Origin of the sequence: Pseudomonas sp. W22_MBD1_FP4 (genome assembly GCF_052113765.1) — a bacterium.
Lineage (GTDB): Bacteria > Pseudomonadota > Gammaproteobacteria > Pseudomonadales > Pseudomonadaceae > Aquipseudomonas > Aquipseudomonas sivasensis.
Window position 1 is genome coordinate 1 of sequence record NZ_JBGQOI010000030.1, and the last position, 16545, is coordinate 16545.

Consider the following 16545-nt stretch of genomic DNA (forward strand, 5'->3'; position numbering starts at 1 on the left):
CACTCGTAGCTCAGCTGGATAGAGTACTCGGCTACGAACCGAGCGGTCACAGGTTCGAATCCTGTCGAGTGCACCATTTAAGAGTTAGTTGCAGTAATGCGGTTAACTTGGCTTCAACCAGTTGTGATCTGGTCTAAAAACACAATCTGCACTCGTAGCTCAGCTGGATAGAGTACTCGGCTACGAACCGAGCGGTCACAGGTTCGAATCCTGTCGAGTGCACCATACAAACAAAAAGCCCGCCTAGTGCGGGCTTTTTGCCGTCTGGGGTTTGTGTCGGACTTTATCTTTTTCTCCTTCCTTGTGTGTTTTCCCTTCGCGCCGTGGCGTCGCAGTTCTAAGATGCAGCCAATACTCAGCTTTGGCTCGCAAGCGCTTGTTCTTTCCAGTTTTTTGACATTTAAGATGGTCGGTCGGTGTATCATTGCGCCCGTCAGCCCCGCCGGGGCTTGTGGAATACCTCCATGGACTTACCCAGTAGTTACTCAGTACCCCGCTTTACCAATCATGAATTGACTGATTGATCCTTCCGGCGTGCCCCGCTGCTGGGAGTGGAGTTCGCCTATGACCGAAGTAGAAGTAAAGAAAACACAAGAAAGCCTGCAAGATCGCTTGGCTCAAGTCATTGAGCTGCTGCAGCGCCAGCGCGTGGTCGAAGACCTTACGCATCGCCAGGAAGGTCCAAACCACGACCGCGTCGAAAACCTGGTTCACCGGCAAAACCTCGTCGAATTGCAGCGCAAGCTCGATGATCTGCACTCCGCCGACGTTGCCTACATTCTCGAAGCCTTGCCGCTCGATGATCGACTGACCCTCTGGCAGTTGGTCAAGGCCGACCGCGACGGCGACATCCTGCTCGAAGTATCCGATTCTGTTCGTGAAACCCTGATCGCCGACATGGACGATCACGAGCTCCTGGCTGCGGCCAGGGAAATGGACGCCGACGAACTGGCTGACCTGGCCCCTGAGCTGCCCCGTGATGTTGTCCATGAGCTGATGGAGGCACTCGACGGCCAACAGCGTGAGCGCGTGCGCTCCGCGTTGTCCTATGACGAGGACCAGGTCGGCGCGCTGATGGACTTCGAGATGGTCACCATCCGAGAGGATGTCAGCCTTGAAGTGGTGTTGCGTTACCTGCGTCGTTTGAAAGAGCTGCCGAGTCATACCGACAAACTGTTCGTGGTTGACTACGAAGGCATTCTCAAGGGCGTGCTGCCGATCAAGCGGCTGCTGGTCAATGATCCTGAAAAAAAGGTTGCTGACCTGATGGCCAGCGATACCGTCAGTTTTCATCCGGACGAAGACGCCTACGACGCGGCCCAAGCTTTTGAGCGCTACGACTTGATCTCGGCGCCTGTGGTCGACAAGAACGGCAAGCTGATCGGCCGTCTGACCATCGACGAAATCGTCGACCTTATTCGTGAAGAGAGTGAAACCGAAGTCCTCAACATGGCGGGTTTGCGTGAAGAGGAAGATATTTTTGCGTCGGTCTGGCGTTCGCTGCATAACCGCTGGGCCTGGCTGGCAGTGAACCTGATCACGGCATTTATAGCCTCTCGTGTGATTGGGCTTTTTGAGGGGTCTATCGAAAAACTGGTGGCTTTGGCTGCGTTGATGCCGATTGTGGCAGGTATTGGCGGTAACTCCGGTAATCAGACCATTACTATGATCGTGCGCGCCATGGCGCTGGATCAGGTGAGTACTGCCAACTCTTCGCGCCTGCTGCGCAAGGAGCTGGCAGTGGGTCTGATCAACGGCCTGGTATGGGGTGGTGTGATTGGTCTGGTGGCTTACTTGCTCTATGGCAGCTGGTCGCTGGGGGTGGTGATGACCGCCGCTATGACGCTCAACTTGCTCCTGGCAGCGCTAATGGGTGTGCTGATCCCCATGACCCTGGCGCGCCTCGGCCGAGATCCAGCCATGGGCGCCAGCGTGATGATCACCGCCATGACCGACAGTGGCGGCTTCTTTATCTTCCTGGGTCTGGCGACGATCTTCCTGCTCTGATCCCTTCCGACGGCGGGGGCAAATTTGCCCCCCCAGCCTCGCGTTATCTTTCTAAAATCCGGGCAAAAAAAAGCCAGCACATGGCTGGCCTCGGCTTTCAGTTGCAGATCAATTGGCTTCTGCGGCCGCCTCTACGTCGTGCGCGATAAGCGAGACGAGGGCATTTTGTTGGCGATGGGAGAGCTGACGAAAACGCTGCAGCAGTTCGCGTTCATGCAGTGACAGCTCAGGACTATCCAGGCGCATGCTCAACTCGTCACCTAGCGCACCTTCCTGAATAAGGCTCTGTTCCAGGCGCGCGATGATTTCGGAGTTCATGCTGCGGTGATGATTGCGAGCCACCTCGGCAATGCGTTCCCGCATTCCGTCTGGCAGACGTACGACGAACTTGTCAGCCGTACGGCTGGAATAAATTGCCTGTTTCAATGGGCGCATATATTTAACCGGTTAGTTCAGGGGAGCGGTTTTTGGAATTGGCCGCAAGCGATGAGAGTTAAGACAAGACTCACGACCAAAGTTCAACCCGAATTGCAAAGAGGCCGCATCATGCCTCAGATTTGCCAGTTCCTTGGCGTCAATTCTGTGACAAATATTGAACTGCCTAAAGGCTTTATGCCAGCACTGATTTGCATTTTTGCGGACTGGTTGGAAAACTTTTCTGCGAGAGGGGCGCTTGACGATCTTCCCGTAGAACGGGCCGCAACGGGGCATTCGGGCGGCACATCGTATAGCAAAGTGGCCTTTTGCCCCTGCGTTTAAGACTAGTGGCAATTTGCCGATTTACTAGGGCGAGGCGACATAAGGTAGGACGAGGGGGGAGGGGGTCAGCGCAAAACCGGGTCGAATTTGATGCGGCGACCCATAACAAGGGCCAGCAGTAGAATGCAGGCGCAGACACCGCTCGCAATAAGTGCGTTGAGTTGAGTGTCCTGGGATTCGGCACCCAACCCGTAGATGCCAGTGATAGTGGTCAGGCACAGAAAAAGCCAGGCAGTTTTGGTCATGAGCGGTTACCTTAAAATACCCAGTGTTCGGAGGCCGGGGCGGCCTGAGTGCCTTGAGTCAAGCGTACCGGCGACTGCGCGTTCGGCGTCATGACTGCCAACTGCGGGCGTTGTTGCAAGTGGTGCGGAACCGCCTGGCTGATCTGTGCTGGGTCATTGTCGCCCGCCGACTGAAAATGGAATGTGACCAGCGTAGCCAGAGCGATGGCGTTAAGGGTTAACAAAAGGGCACTGTTCATGGTCATGTTCTCCGCTTAACGCCGTGGCTGAAGGGGTGGTATGGCAGAAGTATTGCAGGTGTCGTGCCAATCTATTAATTCAATAAAATCAATGGTTTAGGTATTGATAAAGATGTCAAAGGCTTGCAATTTGCAATGCTGGCATTTTGGGGGAGTGCATTTTGCACGATTAGCCTGAGTGCCCGTATTTGCGGGTCGAAACCGCGACCTCCGGGGCGCGGATCCTCCTACACTCAAAAAGCCCACGGACGACATGACAAAACCTAACTCGGCCGTTAACATGCACGCCGTCCGTCGCAATGCCCTTGGCCCGACGGCTGTCATTTGTCCCAGTAGCTCAATTGGATAGAGCATCCCCCTCCTAAGGGGAAGGTTGGCCGTTCGAACCGGCCCTGGGACACCAGTTCCAAAGCCCCGCACAGACTATTCTGGGCGGGGCTTTTTTGTGCGTGCTCGGTCTTTTCAAACAACAATCGAACCTTGCCGCCGATCAATGTTCACAGCAGGTGCTGTCGGGTATTTTTCGCGATGGTGTACCTCTTACGACGCCCCGTGTCGTCTGAGCTGTTCAAGCAAATTAATCCCCGGAAACAGCTCATACCGCCTGTCCGGAACCGGCCACCCAGGACTATCATGCCGATAGCCCTGTCTCTCACTGCAAGGAGCCGCTCGGAACGCCGATGCGTCAGATCTGGAAATCTTTTCGAGCCCTTTATTTCGCGTCCTTGATGATGCTGATCGGCTCTGGCCTGCTCAGTACCTACCTGGCCTTGCGTCTGGCGGCCGACCATGTCGACAGCCTATGGGTGGGTGCGCTGATGGCGGCCAACTACTTTGGCCTGGTTTTGGGCGGCAAGATCGGGCACCGCTTGATTGCGAGAGTCGGGCACATCCGTGCCTATGCCACCTGCGCCGGTATCGTCGGCGCGGCGGTGCTGGGCCATGGCCTGATCGACTGGTTGCCGGCCTGGATCGTGCTGCGGATGATTGTCGGCCTCGGAATGATGTGCCAGTACATGGTCATCGAGAGCTGGCTCAATGAGCAGGCGGATGCCAAGCAGAGGGGCGTGGTATTCAGCGGCTATATGATCGCGTCCTACCTTGGGCTGGTGCTGGGTCAATTGATCCTGGTCATGCATCCCCAGCTTGGCCTTGAGTTGCTGATGCTGGTGGCGCTGTGCTTTGCCCTGTGCCTGGTGCCGGTGGCCATGACTCGACGTATTCACCCGGCGGCCTTACACCCCGCGCCGATGGAGCCGCGTTTCTTTATCAAGCGCGTGCCCCAGTCGCTGAGTACAGTGTTGGGTGCGGGGTTGATTGTCGGTTCGTTTTACGGTTTGGCGCCGCTTTATGCGTCCCAGCAGGGGCTCACGACGGAGCAAGTCGGCCTGTTCATGGGTAGCTGCATTTTTGCCGGACTGCTGGTGCAGTGGCCTCTGGGCTGGTTGTCGGATCGTTATGATAGGGCGCTGTTGATTCGTTGTTTTGCCTTGTGCCTGGCGGTAGCGGCCTTGCCGCTGGCGATCATGACTCAGGTGCCGCTGGAAGTGCTGTTTGTCGCGGGCTTCCTGTGTTCGCTGGTGCAGTTCTGTCTGTACCCGCTGGCGGTGGCGTTTTCCAATGACCATGTGGAAGGCGATCGTCGAGTATCGCTGACCGCCATGCTGCTGGTGACTTATGGCGTTGGTGCGAGTATCGGGCCGTTGCTGGCAGGCGTGATCATGAAGATGTTCGGCAGCCAAATGCTGTATGCCTTCTTCAGCCTGTGTGCGTTGATCCTGGTATGGCGCATCCGGCCGAAGGCGGTGACCAATTTGCATCAGGTGGAGGATGCCCCCCTGCATCACGTTGCGATGCCCGACAGCATGTCGAGTTCGCCGCTGGTGGCCGCGCTTGATCCACGGGTCGATGAGCAAGTGGTGCAGGAGCAGATGCAGAATGTCCCTGATCCTGAGCCTGAGCCGGAAATTGATCCCCAGCCGCCAGTAGATGAGCCAGCCTTTGTCGGGCCGCCGGAACCTCTGGGGCCGGAAGAGCATCCGCATGACTTGAGCAGGGCGCGCCCCTGAAAGTAAAAACGGGCAGATCCCCAAAGGATCTGCCCGTTTTTTTACCGCGATCTTTAATGATTAAAAATCGTCGTCCTTGTCGAAGCGCCGCGCTTCTCGCTGCAGTTGATACACAAAACGTTCGACTTGGCGCTGCACCAGGCCACTCATATTGTGGAAGCGCACGCCGGCAAAGGTGGTGTTTATCTTCTCTTCGAAGTGCAGGTAACGCAGCTCGACCGAAGTGGTCATGCTCCCAAACGGCAGGGCGGCGATAAAGCGGTCGTAGACCTGGCCCAGTTGCAAGCGTTCGGAGATGTCGCCTTCAAAGCGCAGTTTGCAGCCGGTGGCGGAGATATCGAGCAATTTGCCGTTGACCGGCGCCTTGAGTTTTTCGCCGCCGAGCTCGATGTTCACCAGTTGTGCCAGCTTCAGCGCGGCGCGAAATGCATTGCGGCGCTGATGATAGACCACCTCGTCCGGCAGGCTGCCGGTGTAGATACGGTGGCCATCTTTTTCGCTGATTTTGAGGTTGCCGGTGCTTTCCCAGGCGACGCGCACGCCGTCGTGGAAGCCTTCGATACGGAAGGGTTCGCCGTTTTCGAGGTGGCGTTCGCCATCACGGGGGATCATTTCGTCCAGCGCCAGCGTGCTGCTGTCACGGTTAACGTCCACCAGATAGCTCTGGAAGCGCTGGCTGCGCTCATGGAAGGTGATGATCAGCGGGTCATGGCTGTCTTGCAGCATCCGCAAGGTGCCTGCGATTTCCAGAGGCGTGGTGAGCACCTTGGGTGGCTGCGGCGCATCTTCCGCATTAAGGGCGTTGAACACGGTTCTTCCATCTCCAGACAAAATACGACTACACGCAAGAACCGGCATTTTGCCAGCATGTGGCGCGCCTTGGATAGGGCGCACAGTAAACTGGCGTCAGGCTTGGCTGCGGGTGCTTGGCTTGACCAGGCGCGAGGTTGATCCCTGGGCGTTATACAGTGCCGGCGGCTCTCCGCCGTGGAGTATGCGCAACTGGTTGGCAGTCGTGGCTTGCTGAAGCTGGATCGACTGACCGTTAAGCAGGTTGGCTTCCTGGCACTGGGCGAGCAATTGGTTGAGTTCTTTGCTCTGGCTCAGGAGCTGATCGCCGACCGAGGAGTGGCTGGCCAGCTGCGCCAAGCCGTCGTGGTCTGCCGGCAGGCCAAGGCTGATCAGGATCTGGCTGCGTTTTTTGCCGTGTTGTTCCAAGAGGACAATCAGCGACTGTTTGCGCGCCAGAATTTCTTCCAGCAACGGCATATCCCGGCCGTAAAGGGCCAGTGATTCCTCTCTTAGCAGCTCCAGCAATTGTTGCGTCGGCGCTAGATCATCAATGATCAGTTGCAGCAAATGTTCGTCGTGATGCATGGCTGGCCTTGGGTTTTAAGCGTCCAAAAGCCCTGCGCAGGCCTTTGCCTAGCGCTCGGCTTCGAAATTAAGCAGCTTGCTGGCTACACGGTTGCTGTCGACTTTATAGCTGCCATCGGCGATTGCCTGTTTCAATTCGGCCACACGGGCTTTATTGACCACGGGTTGATCGCGCAGCGAGTCAGTGACCTTCTGCAACTGTTGAGCCTCATTGCTCAGGTGTACGGATTCCCCGCTCTGGCTGGCCTGTTCTGCCTTGACGGGCAGCGCCGGGGCCTTGGCTTCTACGCTGTCCTTGGTGCTGGTGGTGCGCGTAGTGCCTGACGTCGTCGGGGCGTTATTTAAACGGCTGAAATCGATGACCATGATAAAAAAACCTCTGGGTATTTGGACGCTTGCCATGTTTTCGGCCATACCCGGACAAACTTTAGGCGCGAATGACAATAAATCTCCGCACGGGACTTCTCGTGCACAGTGTAGGAAAACCCAGCGTCCTGTACCAGTAATCTATAAAGCGACCTCGACTTGCCCTGGGGCTGTCACCCGCGCCTTGATCACGCGGTTGGAGTTGAGGTTCTTGACTCGAATCTGTTCGCTCATACCGCCGTTGGACAGTGCTTCGCCAGGCATTTTCACATTCAATCCTCCGCTGCTCGCGGAAATCACCACCTGATCGCCCTTGCGAATGACCTCGGCCTGTTCCAGATGCACCAGCGTAATCACCTGATCGGTGACCACTGGTCGGGTCAATTTCTGCCCGATGGCTTGGTCCACTGATGTGAGATAGCCCTGGTTGATCAGGCTGATGTCGCGTTCACGCAGCACAACGTCTTCAAAACCAATGATGCCGGTGCGTTTCAGCGGTCGGGCCACCACCACTACATCGCGGAATAGCTTGACCTGTGCCGGCACAAACACCGTCCAGGGCGAGGCGCCATCGCAGCGCACCCGCACCGTCACGCGGCCGATAGGCTGAGCAGGGCTTTCCAGGGTCGCTGTCAATTCCTTGTCGCACATAGGCATGCGCAGGCGCGGGTCCAACTGGTTGACCTGGATTTCATAACGCCCCGGTGTCCGGGTGGTCGCCAGATAATCTTCTACAGTGAACTCAAGAAAGCCCTGAGTGACGCCGATAAGTAGATCAGGCAAGGTGACGTTATCTGCGCGGGCCGTGGCGCCGAGGCAGAGAGCAAGCAATGCCACCGAGGCGCAGAGCAATCTGCGGTACTGTGGGAATCGAAGGCGTCGGGAAACTGTCGTTTTAATATCCATGGCCAATAAATAGCAAAGCTCGTGCCGTTTAGTGTTGGGTGCGCGTCGCACCTTCAAGGTTTTAGCGTAGGAGTCTGGGCATGGCAGGAGTAATGGATTCAGTAAACCAGCGCACACAGCTGGTAGGGCAGAATCGCCTGGAGTTGTTGCTTTTTCGCCTGGATGGCAAACAGCTGTACGGCATCAATGTGTTCAAGGTGCGGGAAGTGCTGCAATGTCCCAAGCTGACGATCATGCCCAAGTCCAGCCCTGTGGTGTGTGGCGTAGCCAACATCCGTGGCGCGACCATCCCGATTCTTGACCTGGCCCTGGCCACCGGTTCGGCTGGCCTGCAGGACCGCGAGAACCCGTTCGTAATCATCACCGAGTACAACACCAAGACCCAGGGCTTCCTGGTGCGCTCGGTGGAGCGCATCGTCAACATGAACTGGGAAGAGATTCATCCGCCGCCCAAGGGCACTGGCCGCGACCACTACCTCACGGCGGTGACTCGGGTCGATAACCAGTTGGTGGAAATCATCGACGTGGAGAAGATCCTCGCCGAAGTTGCGCCGACCTCGGAATCGATTTCCGTGGGCGTGGTGGATGCCGAAACGGCGCATAAGGCGGTCTCGCTGCGTGTGCTCACGGTGGATGACTCCTCGGTGGCACGCAAGCAGGTGACCCGTTGCCTGCAAACCGTCGGCGTGGAAGTGGTGGCGCTTAATGATGGTCGCCAGGCGCTGGATTACCTGCGCAAGCTGGTGGATGAAGGCAAGAAACCGGAAGAAGAATTCTTGATGATGATCTCCGACATCGAGATGCCGGAAATGGACGGCTACACCCTCACGGCTGAGATACGCAGCGATCCACGCATGCAAAAATTGCATATCATCCTGCATACTTCGTTGTCGGGCGTATTCAATCAGGCGATGGTCAAGAAGGTCGGTGCCGATGACTTCCTGGCCAAATTCCGTCCTGATGACCTGGCATCCCGGGTAGTCGACCGGATCAAGGCAGCAGATCACAGCTAAGGGCTTGTTGCCCTGGCGGTCTTACGATTTTAGAGGCGGTATCAGTGTCTACGGGTAATTTGGATTTTGAACAGTTCCGGGTCTTCCTGGAAAAAGCCTGTGGCATATTGCTCGGTGAAAACAAGCAATACCTGGTATCCAGCCGTCTTAACAAACTGATGGAGCAGCAGGGCATCAAGTCCCTGGGCGAGTTGGTTCAACGGATCCAGGGGCAGCCGCGCAGTGGTCTCAAAGAAATGGTGGTCGATGCCATGACCACCAACGAAACCCTTTGGTTTCGTGATACTTACCCCTTTGAAGTGCTCAAGAGCAAAGTGCTGCCGGAGGCTATCAAGGCCAGCCCGGGCCAGCGTTTGCGCATCTGGTCGGCAGCCTGCTCCTCGGGGCAGGAACCGTACTCTATCTCGATGTCCATTGATGAGTTCGAGCGGACAAACATGGGTCAGTTGAAGGCCGGGGCACAAATTGTTGCCACTGACCTGTCCGGCACCATGCTCACTAATTGCAAGACCGGCGAGTACGACAGCCTGGCTCTGGGACGTGGGTTGTCCCAGGAACGCCTGCAACGTTACTTCGACCCGAAAGGGGCGGGGCGTTGGGCGATCAAGGCGCCAATCAAGAGCCGCGTTGAGTTCCGCTCGTTCAACCTGCTTGATAGCTACGCCAGCCTTGGCAAGTTCGACATGGTGTTTTGCCGCAACGTGCTGATCTACTTTTCGGCCGAAGTGAAGAAAGACATCCTCTTGCGCATCCACGGCACCCTCAAGCGTGGCGGTTACTTGTTCCTCGGTGCTTCCGAGGCGCTCAATGGCCTGCCGGATCATTTCCAGATGGTGCAGTGCAGCCCTGGGATCATCTACCAGGCCAAGTAATAAAGCGTACGCGGTCAAGAATGTGGGAGGGGGCTTGCCCCCGATAACGGTGGTTCAGTTGATGCATCTATCACTGATACACCGCTATCGGGGGCAAGCCCCCTCCCACATTTTTTTTGTGCGGCAATCCTCAGGATAGCGGCAAGCCGGATTGCCGCTTTACTGGCGCTACGCGGAGACCCGTTGCCGCTTTTCTGGCATTGCCGCCGGCAATATCCCCGTAAACCCTTGATTCATGGGCTTTTCAGAAACTGGCATGCGCTTTGCTATAACCCAGTTAACGAACAGCAGGTCAGCCTAAAGGTTTCCGCCATGAGCATCAGCTTCGATAAAGCGCTCGGTATCCACGAAAAAGCCCTGGGCTTCCGCGCCCAGCGTGCTGAAGTCCTGGCCAACAACATTGCCAACGCCGATACCCCGAACTACAAGGCTCGGGACCTGGACTTCTCCGCCGTGCTTGCCGCACAGCAGGACAAGACCAAGAACGGCACCTTCGCCTTGAACATGACCAACAACCGTCATATCGAAGCACAAGGCCTGAGCAGTGGTGACGAGTCGCTGCTGTATCGCACGCCGATGCAGCCGTCGATCGACCAGAACACCGTCGACGCCCAGCTGGAGCAATCGGCCTACGCCGAGAACTCGGTGAACTTCCAAGCCAGCTTTACGCTGCTCAACAGCAAATTCAAAGGGCTGATGTCGGCCCTTCGTGGAGAGTAAGCCATGTCCCTGTCCAGTGTTTTCAATATTGCCGGTAGTGGCATGAGCGCCCAGACCACGCGTCTCAACACCGTCGCCAGTAACATCGCCAACGCCGAGACTGTGTCTTCGAGCATTGACCAGACCTACCGTGCGCGTCACCCGGTCTTCGCCACCATGTTCCAGGGCGGCCAGAACGGCGGCAGCGATTCGTTGTTTCAGGAGCAGGGCGCAGCAGGCTCTGGCGTGCAGGTGCTCGGCGTGGTCGAAGACCAGAGCAACCTCGAAGCCCGCTACGAGCCGAACCACCCGGCTGCGAACGAAAAAGGCTACGTGTACTACCCGAACGTCAACGTGGTCGAGGAAATGGCCGACATGATTTCTGCCAGCCGCTCGTTCCAGACCAATGCGGAAATGATGAACACCGCCAAAACCATGATGCAGAAGGTCCTGACCCTGGGTCAGTGATAAGGGGCGCCAAATAATGGCCATCGTTGATACGTCTACTAATTCGGCAGTCCAGGACCTTTTCAATTCCAAGGTCAGCACTGCAACAAACAATGTCGCGAGTACGGCTGCTGCTGCTACCGGCAATCAGTCGTTGGGTAAAGATGCATTCCTGCAGCTGCTCGTCACCCAGCTGAAAAACCAGGACCCGCTGTCGCCTCAGGACAACGGTGCATTTGTGGCCCAACTGGCCCAGTTCAGCAGCCTGGAAGGCATCAACACCCTCAACGACTCGGTGAATGCAATCTCCAGCAACTTCAGCTCCTCCCAGGCGCTGCAGGCTTCGTCGCTGGTTGGGCGTTCGATCATCACCCAGACCGACAAGGCCCTGGTGGATACGAGCAAGAGCATGAACGGTTCGGTAGCTGTGACTGCAGCCACCGGCAACGTCGCCATCAAGATCACTGACAAAGATGGCAACTTGGTGCGCACCATTGATATGGGTGCCCAGAGCGCCGGCACCGCGAGCTTCATCTGGGATGGCAAGAACGATGCGGGTGAGGTGGCTCCAGCGGGTACCTACACCTTCGCGGCCACGACCAAGAATGACGCGGGCGATTCAGTGGCCCTGGCCACTTCGTTGCCGGCAACGGTGACCAGCGTGACTTTGAGCAAGACCGGTGGCGAGATGCTGCTGAACCTTGCGGGTGGCATGGGCAGCGTCAAGCTGTCGCAAATTCAGACTATCGGTACATAGAGCCGGCTAACTACGGCAGAGGGAGAGAAACATGTCTTTTAATATCGGCCTTAGCGGCCTCTATGCGGCCAACAAACAATTGGACGTGACTGGCAACAACATCGCCAACGTCGCGACCACTGGCTTCAAGTCGTCCCGTGCGGAATTCGCCGACATCTACGCCGCGTCCAAATTGGGCACCGGCCAGAACAGCATCGGCAATGGTGTGAACCTGGCGGCGGTGTCCCAGCAGTTCACCCAAGGTGACGTCAACAACAGCGGCGGCGTGCTGGACATGGCGATCCAGGGCGGTGGCTTCTTCGTGCAGAAGGGCAGCGACGGTTCGCTGGAATACACCCGTAGTGGTGCGTTCCGTGCCGACAAAGACGGCTATATCACCAACAACACCGGCACCTCGCGCCTGCAAGGCTACGCAGCGGATGAAGACGGCAAGATCATCAAGGGTGGCTTGACCGACCTGCAACTGAACTTGTCTTACCTGCCGCCGAAGGCGTCCACCAAAGTGGATTCCACCAGTAACCTGAACTCGTCGGAGCCGGTGATCAATCAGACCGACAAGCCGTTCGACCCAAGCGACACCACCACCTTTACCACTCAGTACAGCACCACCTTGTACGACTCCCAAGGCAACTCGCACGCCATGGTGCAGTACATGGTGAAAACCGACGCCAACGAATGGAATGCCTACACGTTGATCGATGGTCGTAACCTGGATGGTTCCAAGCCGACAACGACCGGCACCACTGCACCTGTGCCATCGACCATCACTTTTGATGGTGCCGGTAAGCTTAAAGATGTTGTTACCGGTGGCGTGAGCAGCAAGACATTGACGCTCACTGGCTGGGTCCCAGGATCGGTGACCGATGGCAATTGGACGCCAAACGAAGCGACCGCCGGGCCAATTGCCGTGAATATGGGCAATATCACCCAGTACAACTCGGCCAGCTACCGCAACCCACCGACTACCGACGGCTACGCCACCGGCCAGATCACCGGCCTGAAAATCGACGGCAACGGCGTCATGTTCGCCACGTTCAGCAACCAGCAGAGCAAGGCCATTGGCCAGATCTCCCTGGCCAGCTTCAACAACGAACAGGGCCTGCAGCCTGCGGGCAGCACCGCTTGGAGAGAGACCTTCTCCTCGGGCCAGCCGGGTTACGACACCCCGCAATCCGGGACCCTGGGTTCGATTGTGGCCAACTCCCTGGAGAACTCCAACGTCAACCTGACCAACGAGCTGGTAGACCTGATCAAGGCCCAGAGCAACTATCAGGCGAACGCCAAGACCATCTCCACCCAGAGCACCATCATGCAGACCATCATTCAGATGACCTGATGCGGTAATGCTCCACAAGAAGCCCCTCGTGAGAGGGGCTTTTTTGTGGATGTAAGAAAAGTGTGTTTGAAACGGTCCCCACGGGTGAGAGCGATCAAACCGCAGGCAAAAGAAAACCCCCGACCAGCCCAGAGGGTTGATCGGGGGTTTCGAGTAAGCGCTATTAGGCGCTTACCTGCTTAGCTTATTGGCAAGCTTCGCAATCCGGCTCATCAATCGCGCAGGCCTTTGGCACGGGTGCCGGACCGGCTGGAGCAGCGAGTACCGAGTCATCACCATGGTTGCCGCTGGATACAGCGTTCAGCTTACCGGTGTTGATGGTCGACTTCTCGGTGCTGGTTGCGGCCAGGGCACGGAGGTAGTAAGTGGTTTTCAGGCCACGGTACCAAGCCATGCGGTAGGTCACGTCCAGCTTCTTGCCCGAAGCGCCAGCGATGTACAGGTTCAGGGACTGAGCCTGGTCGATCCACTTCTGACGACGGCTGGCGGCGTCAACGATCCACTTGGTGTCCACTTCGAAGGCGGTCGCGTAGAGCTCTTTGAGTTCTTGCGGGATGCGCTCGATCTGCTGCACGGAACCGTCGTAGTACTTCAGGTCGTTGATCATGACCGAGTCCCACAGGTCGCGAGCCTTGAGGTCGCGAACCAGATACGGGTTGATCACGGTGAATTCGCCCGACAGGTTCGATTTCACATACAGGTTCTGGTAGGTCGGTTCGATCGACTGGGACACGCCGGTGATGTTGGCGATGGTCGCGGTCGGTGCGATGGCCATGATGTTGGAGTTACGAATACCTTTCTGCACGCGGGCACGTACCGGCGCCCAGTCCAGGGATTCTTCCAGGTCAACATCAATGTACTTCTGGCCACGTTGCTCGATCAGGATCTGTTGCGAGTCCAGCGGCAGGATGCCTTTGGACCACAGCGAACCCTGGAACGTCTCGTAGGCACCGCGCTCGTCGGCCAGGTCGCAGGAAGCCTGGATCGCGTAGTAGCTGACCGCTTCCATGGACTTGTCGGCGAACTCGACCGCTGCATCCGAACCGTAAGGGATGTGCTGCAGGTACAGCGCGTCCTGGAAGCCCATGATGCCCAGGCCAACCGGGCGGTGCTTGAAGTTGGAATTCTGCGCCTGTGGCACCGAGTAGTAGTTGATGTCGATTACGTTATCGAGCATGCGAACTGCGGTGTTGACGGTGCGCTCCAGCTTGGCAGTGTCCAGCTTGCCGTTGACGATGTGGTTCGGCAGGTTGATCGAACCCAGGTTGCAAACGGCGATCTCGTCCTTGTTGGTGTTCAAGGTGATCTCGGTGCACAGGTTCGAGCTGTGAACCACGCCCACGTGCTGCTGCGGGCTGCGCAGGTTGCATGGGTCCTTGAAGGTCAGCCATGGGTGGCCGGTTTCGAACAGCATGGACAGCATCTTGCGCCACAGGTCTTTGGCCTGGATGGTCTTGAACAGCTTGATCTTGCCTGGGTACTGGGACAGGGCTTCGTAATACTCGTAGCGTTCTTCGAAAGCCTTGCCGGTCAGGTCGTGCAGGTCCGGCACTTCGGATGGCGAGAACAGGGTCCACGGGCCGTCATCGAAGACACGTTTCATGAACAGGTCAGGGATCCAGTTGGCGGTGTTCATGTCGTGGGTACGACGACGATCATCACCTGTGTTCTTGCGCAGCTCGATGAACTCTTCAATGTCCATGTGCCAGGTTTCCAGGTAGGCACACACAGCGCCTTTGCGCTTGCCGCCCTGGTTGACCGCTACCGCGGTGTCGTTCACGACTTTCAGGAACGGTACGACGCCCTGGGACTTGCCGTTGGTGCCCTTGATGTACGAACCCAAGGCCCGCACCGGCGTCCAGTCGTTGCCCAGGCCGCCTGCGAATTTGGACAACATGGCGTTGTCGTGGATCGCGTGGTAGATACCCGACAGGTCATCCGGCACGGTGGTCAGGTAGCAGCTCGACAGCTGTGGACGCAGGGTGCCGGCGTTGAACAGCGTCGGGGTCGACGACATGTAGTCGAAGGACGACAGCAGGTTGTAGAACTCGATCGCACGGTCTTCTTTGTGCTTCTCTTCGATCGCCAGGCCCATGGCCACGCGCATGAAGAACACTTGCGGCAGTTCGAAGCGGATACCGTCCTTGTGGATGAAGTAACGGTCGTACAGGGTTTGCAGGCCCAGGTAAGTGAACTGCTGGTCGCGCTCGTGATTGATCGCCTTGCCGAGTTTTTCCAGGTCGAAAGTGGCCAGGATTGGGTTCAGCAATTCGAACTCGATACCCTTGGCGACGTAGGCAGGCAGAGCCTTGGCATACAGGTCGGCCATTTCGTGGTGGGTGGCGCTGTCGGCCACGCCCAGGAAGCCCAGGCCTTCGGCACGCAGGGTGTCCATCAGCAGGCGCGCGGTCACGAACGAGTAGTTCGGCTCGCGTTCAACCAGGGTACGGGCGGTCATCACCAGGGCGGTGTTGACGTCGGTCAGGGCCACGCCGTCGTACAGGTTCTTCAGGGTTTCGCGCTGGATCAGGTCACCGTCGACTTCTTCCAGGCCTTCGCAGGCCTCGGTGATGATGGTGTTCAGGCGGCCCAGGTCCAGCGGTGCAAACGTACCGTCGGCCAGGGTGATGCGGATCGACGGGTGAGCTTGTACGGCGGCTTCTTCGGCCGGGGAGCGCACGGCGCGCTCTTTGGAGCGGGCGTCACGGTAGATCACGTAGTCGCGCGCAACTTTTTGCTCGCCGGCACGCATCAGGGCCAGTTCGACCTGGTCCTGGATTTCTTCGATGTGGATAGTGCCGCCCGACGGCATACGACGTTTGAAGGTCGCGGTGACTTGTTCGGTCAGGCGGGCAACGGTGTCGTGGATGCGCGACGAAGCGGCAGCGGTGCCGCCTTCAACTGCAAGAAACGCTTTGGTGATGGCGACGGTGATTTTGTCATCGGTGTAAGGAACGACAGTGCCGTTACGCTTGATCACGCGCAGTTGCCCTGGTGCAGTGGCGGACAGATCCATATTCGAATCTGCTGCCAGCGGCACGGAGCCCTGCGGGTTCTCGCGAGTTGTGTCGGTTTGCATGGGGGGTTGTCTCCACATTCTATATTTATTTGGGCACCATCACGGTGCCCACCGTTCCGTCCTGAAGCACTTACAGCAGGCGTTGGCCTGGCATAACAACTTCGGGACAGGAGGAAGGGGGGCTGTTCGCGCCGCTTCCATGCCGAAGTCTTCGGTTCGGGGCTTTAATGCCCTTGGCCGTATTCCTGGTGGGTGACAGTTGCCAGGTTCAAGCACTGCAACACCCGTACCGTTTTCTGCTATTGGAGCTTGAAAACGGCTGCCATCCGCTTGAGCGGTTTGGGCTTTCAAAAAATGCTTGGGTTCGACCAAACAGGAGCAAGAAAGGGCTTGAGTTTCTTGTCTGACTTGTGTTGGGTCTTTTCGCTCAAAAC

The 16545-nt window shown here is 57.4% G+C and carries 16 protein-coding genes and 2 tRNA genes; 10 read left to right on the plus strand and 8 right to left on the minus strand.

Going from position 1 to position 16545, the window contains the following annotated elements:
• Positions 1–148: 148 nt before the first annotated feature.
• Together ACEN2T_RS27170 and mgtE are read left to right on the plus strand one after the other, a co-directional pair.
• Positions 149–225: transfer RNA gene (locus tag ACEN2T_RS27170), tRNA-Arg, on the plus strand.
• A gap of 339 nt (positions 226–564) precedes the next feature.
• Positions 565–2007 carry a magnesium transporter gene (mgtE, locus tag ACEN2T_RS27175; RefSeq protein WP_442117836.1) on the plus strand — a complete coding sequence of 481 codons (1443 nt, stop codon included), beginning with the start codon at positions 565–567 and terminating at the stop codon, positions 2005–2007.
• A gap of 108 nt (positions 2008–2115) precedes the next feature.
• Here the strand turns inward: mgtE and ACEN2T_RS27180 are convergent, their stop codons facing one another.
• From ACEN2T_RS27180 to ACEN2T_RS27190, 3 genes are all read right to left on the minus strand, one after another.
• Positions 2116–2442: an Arc family DNA-binding protein gene (locus ACEN2T_RS27180; protein ID WP_003175643.1), complete on the minus strand. Its 327-nt coding sequence runs from the start codon at positions 2440–2442 to the stop codon at positions 2116–2118.
• 389 nt (positions 2443–2831) lie between these two features.
• Positions 2832–3011, minus strand: a complete 180-nt coding sequence (locus ACEN2T_RS27185; RefSeq protein WP_442117837.1) for a PA3371 family protein — start codon at positions 3009–3011, stop codon at positions 2832–2834.
• 11 nt (positions 3012–3022) lie between these two features.
• Positions 3023–3250: a hypothetical protein gene (locus ACEN2T_RS27190; protein WP_032886764.1), complete on the minus strand. Its 228-nt coding sequence runs from the start codon at positions 3248–3250 to the stop codon at positions 3023–3025.
• A 326-nt stretch (positions 3251–3576) separates the two neighbouring features.
• On the opposite strand from ACEN2T_RS27190, the gene ACEN2T_RS27195 reads away from it, so the two are divergent.
• Together ACEN2T_RS27195 and ACEN2T_RS27200 are read left to right on the plus strand one after the other, a co-directional pair.
• A tRNA-Arg gene (locus tag ACEN2T_RS27195) sits at positions 3577–3653 on the plus strand.
• 277 nt (positions 3654–3930) lie between these two features.
• On the plus strand, positions 3931–5319 hold the full coding sequence (locus ACEN2T_RS27200; protein ID WP_442117838.1) for an MFS transporter: 1389 nt from the start codon (positions 3931–3933) through the stop codon (positions 5317–5319).
• A 60-nt stretch (positions 5320–5379) separates the two neighbouring features.
• Here ACEN2T_RS27200 and ACEN2T_RS27205 read toward each other — a convergent pair whose 3' ends face one another.
• The 4 genes from ACEN2T_RS27205 to flgA form a co-directional block, all read right to left on the minus strand.
• Complete coding sequence (locus ACEN2T_RS27205; RefSeq protein WP_032886767.1) at positions 5380–6129, minus strand: flagellar brake protein; 750 nt, start codon at positions 6127–6129, stop codon at positions 5380–5382.
• Between the two features lie 96 nt (positions 6130–6225).
• The gene (locus ACEN2T_RS27210; RefSeq protein ID WP_032886768.1) at positions 6226–6696 is read right to left on the minus strand and encodes a flagella synthesis protein FlgN; all 471 of its coding nucleotides are present in this window, start codon (positions 6694–6696) and stop codon (positions 6226–6228) included.
• 48 nt (positions 6697–6744) lie between these two features.
• Positions 6745–7062 (minus strand): flagellar biosynthesis anti-sigma factor FlgM, encoded by a 318-nt coding sequence (flgM, locus tag ACEN2T_RS27215; protein ID WP_032886769.1) that lies wholly within the window; start codon positions 7060–7062, stop codon positions 6745–6747.
• A 141-nt stretch (positions 7063–7203) separates the two neighbouring features.
• Complete coding sequence (gene flgA / locus ACEN2T_RS27220; protein WP_442117839.1) at positions 7204–7968, minus strand: flagellar basal body P-ring formation chaperone FlgA; 765 nt, start codon at positions 7966–7968, stop codon at positions 7204–7206.
• 80 nt (positions 7969–8048) lie between these two features.
• Between flgA and ACEN2T_RS27225 the strand changes: the two genes are divergently transcribed.
• The 6 genes from ACEN2T_RS27225 (at position 8049) to flgE (ending at position 13092) form a co-directional block, all read left to right on the plus strand.
• Positions 8049–8981: a chemotaxis protein CheV gene (locus ACEN2T_RS27225; protein ID WP_032886773.1), complete on the plus strand. Its 933-nt coding sequence runs from the start codon at positions 8049–8051 to the stop codon at positions 8979–8981.
• 44 nt (positions 8982–9025) lie between these two features.
• Positions 9026–9853 (plus strand): protein-glutamate O-methyltransferase CheR, encoded by an 828-nt coding sequence (gene cheR, locus ACEN2T_RS27230; protein ID WP_032886774.1) that lies wholly within the window; start codon positions 9026–9028, stop codon positions 9851–9853.
• Between the two features lie 312 nt (positions 9854–10165).
• Positions 10166–10573: a flagellar basal body rod protein FlgB gene (flgB, locus tag ACEN2T_RS27235; protein ID WP_032886775.1), complete on the plus strand. Its 408-nt coding sequence runs from the start codon at positions 10166–10168 to the stop codon at positions 10571–10573.
• A 3-nt stretch (positions 10574–10576) separates the two neighbouring features.
• The gene (flgC, locus tag ACEN2T_RS27240; RefSeq protein ID WP_032886776.1) at positions 10577–11020 is read left to right on the plus strand and encodes a flagellar basal body rod protein FlgC; all 444 of its coding nucleotides are present in this window, start codon (positions 10577–10579) and stop codon (positions 11018–11020) included.
• Positions 11021–11036: 16 nt separating this feature from the next.
• Positions 11037–11756, plus strand: a complete 720-nt coding sequence (gene flgD, locus ACEN2T_RS27245; protein WP_032886778.1) for a flagellar hook assembly protein FlgD — start codon at positions 11037–11039, stop codon at positions 11754–11756.
• A gap of 31 nt (positions 11757–11787) precedes the next feature.
• Positions 11788–13092, plus strand: a complete 1305-nt coding sequence (gene flgE / locus ACEN2T_RS27250; RefSeq protein WP_095185678.1) for a flagellar hook protein FlgE — start codon at positions 11788–11790, stop codon at positions 13090–13092.
• A 184-nt stretch (positions 13093–13276) separates the two neighbouring features.
• Here the strand turns inward: flgE and ACEN2T_RS27255 are convergent, their stop codons facing one another.
• On the minus strand, positions 13277–16171 hold the full coding sequence (locus tag ACEN2T_RS27255; RefSeq protein WP_032886782.1) for a ribonucleoside-diphosphate reductase subunit alpha: 2895 nt from the start codon (positions 16169–16171) through the stop codon (positions 13277–13279).
• Between the last annotated feature and the right edge of the window lie 374 nt (positions 16172–16545).

What these genes read in the sequence shown, in the direction of transcription:
- mgtE (WP_442117836.1), top strand. Translation starts at nt 565, where the DNA reads ATGACCGAAGTAGAAGTAAAGAAAACACAAGAAAGCCTGCAAGATCGC.
- ACEN2T_RS27180 (WP_003175643.1), bottom strand. Translation starts at nt 2,442, where the DNA reads ATGCGCCCATTGAAACAGGCAATTTATTCCAGCCGTACGGCTGACAAG.
- ACEN2T_RS27185 (WP_442117837.1), bottom strand. Translation starts at nt 3,011, where the DNA reads ATGACCAAAACTGCCTGGCTTTTTCTGTGCCTGACCACTATCACTGGC.
- ACEN2T_RS27190 (WP_032886764.1), bottom strand. Translation starts at nt 3,250, where the DNA reads ATGAACAGTGCCCTTTTGTTAACCCTTAACGCCATCGCTCTGGCTACG.
- ACEN2T_RS27200 (WP_442117838.1), top strand. Translation starts at nt 3,931, where the DNA reads ATGCGTCAGATCTGGAAATCTTTTCGAGCCCTTTATTTCGCGTCCTTG.
- ACEN2T_RS27210 (WP_032886768.1), bottom strand. Translation starts at nt 6,696, where the DNA reads ATGCATCACGACGAACATTTGCTGCAACTGATCATTGATGATCTAGCG.
- flgM (WP_032886769.1), bottom strand. Translation starts at nt 7,062, where the DNA reads ATGGTCATCGATTTCAGCCGTTTAAATAACGCCCCGACGACGTCAGGC.
- flgA (WP_442117839.1), bottom strand. Translation starts at nt 7,968, where the DNA reads ATGGATATTAAAACGACAGTTTCCCGACGCCTTCGATTCCCACAGTAC.
- ACEN2T_RS27225 (WP_032886773.1), top strand. Translation starts at nt 8,049, where the DNA reads ATGGCAGGAGTAATGGATTCAGTAAACCAGCGCACACAGCTGGTAGGG.
- flgB (WP_032886775.1), top strand. Translation starts at nt 10,166, where the DNA reads ATGAGCATCAGCTTCGATAAAGCGCTCGGTATCCACGAAAAAGCCCTG.
- flgC (WP_032886776.1), top strand. Translation starts at nt 10,577, where the DNA reads ATGTCCCTGTCCAGTGTTTTCAATATTGCCGGTAGTGGCATGAGCGCC.
- flgD (WP_032886778.1), top strand. Translation starts at nt 11,037, where the DNA reads ATGGCCATCGTTGATACGTCTACTAATTCGGCAGTCCAGGACCTTTTC.
- flgE (WP_095185678.1), top strand. Translation starts at nt 11,788, where the DNA reads ATGTCTTTTAATATCGGCCTTAGCGGCCTCTATGCGGCCAACAAACAA.
- ACEN2T_RS27255 (WP_032886782.1), bottom strand. Translation starts at nt 16,171, where the DNA reads ATGCAAACCGACACAACTCGCGAGAACCCGCAGGGCTCCGTGCCGCTG.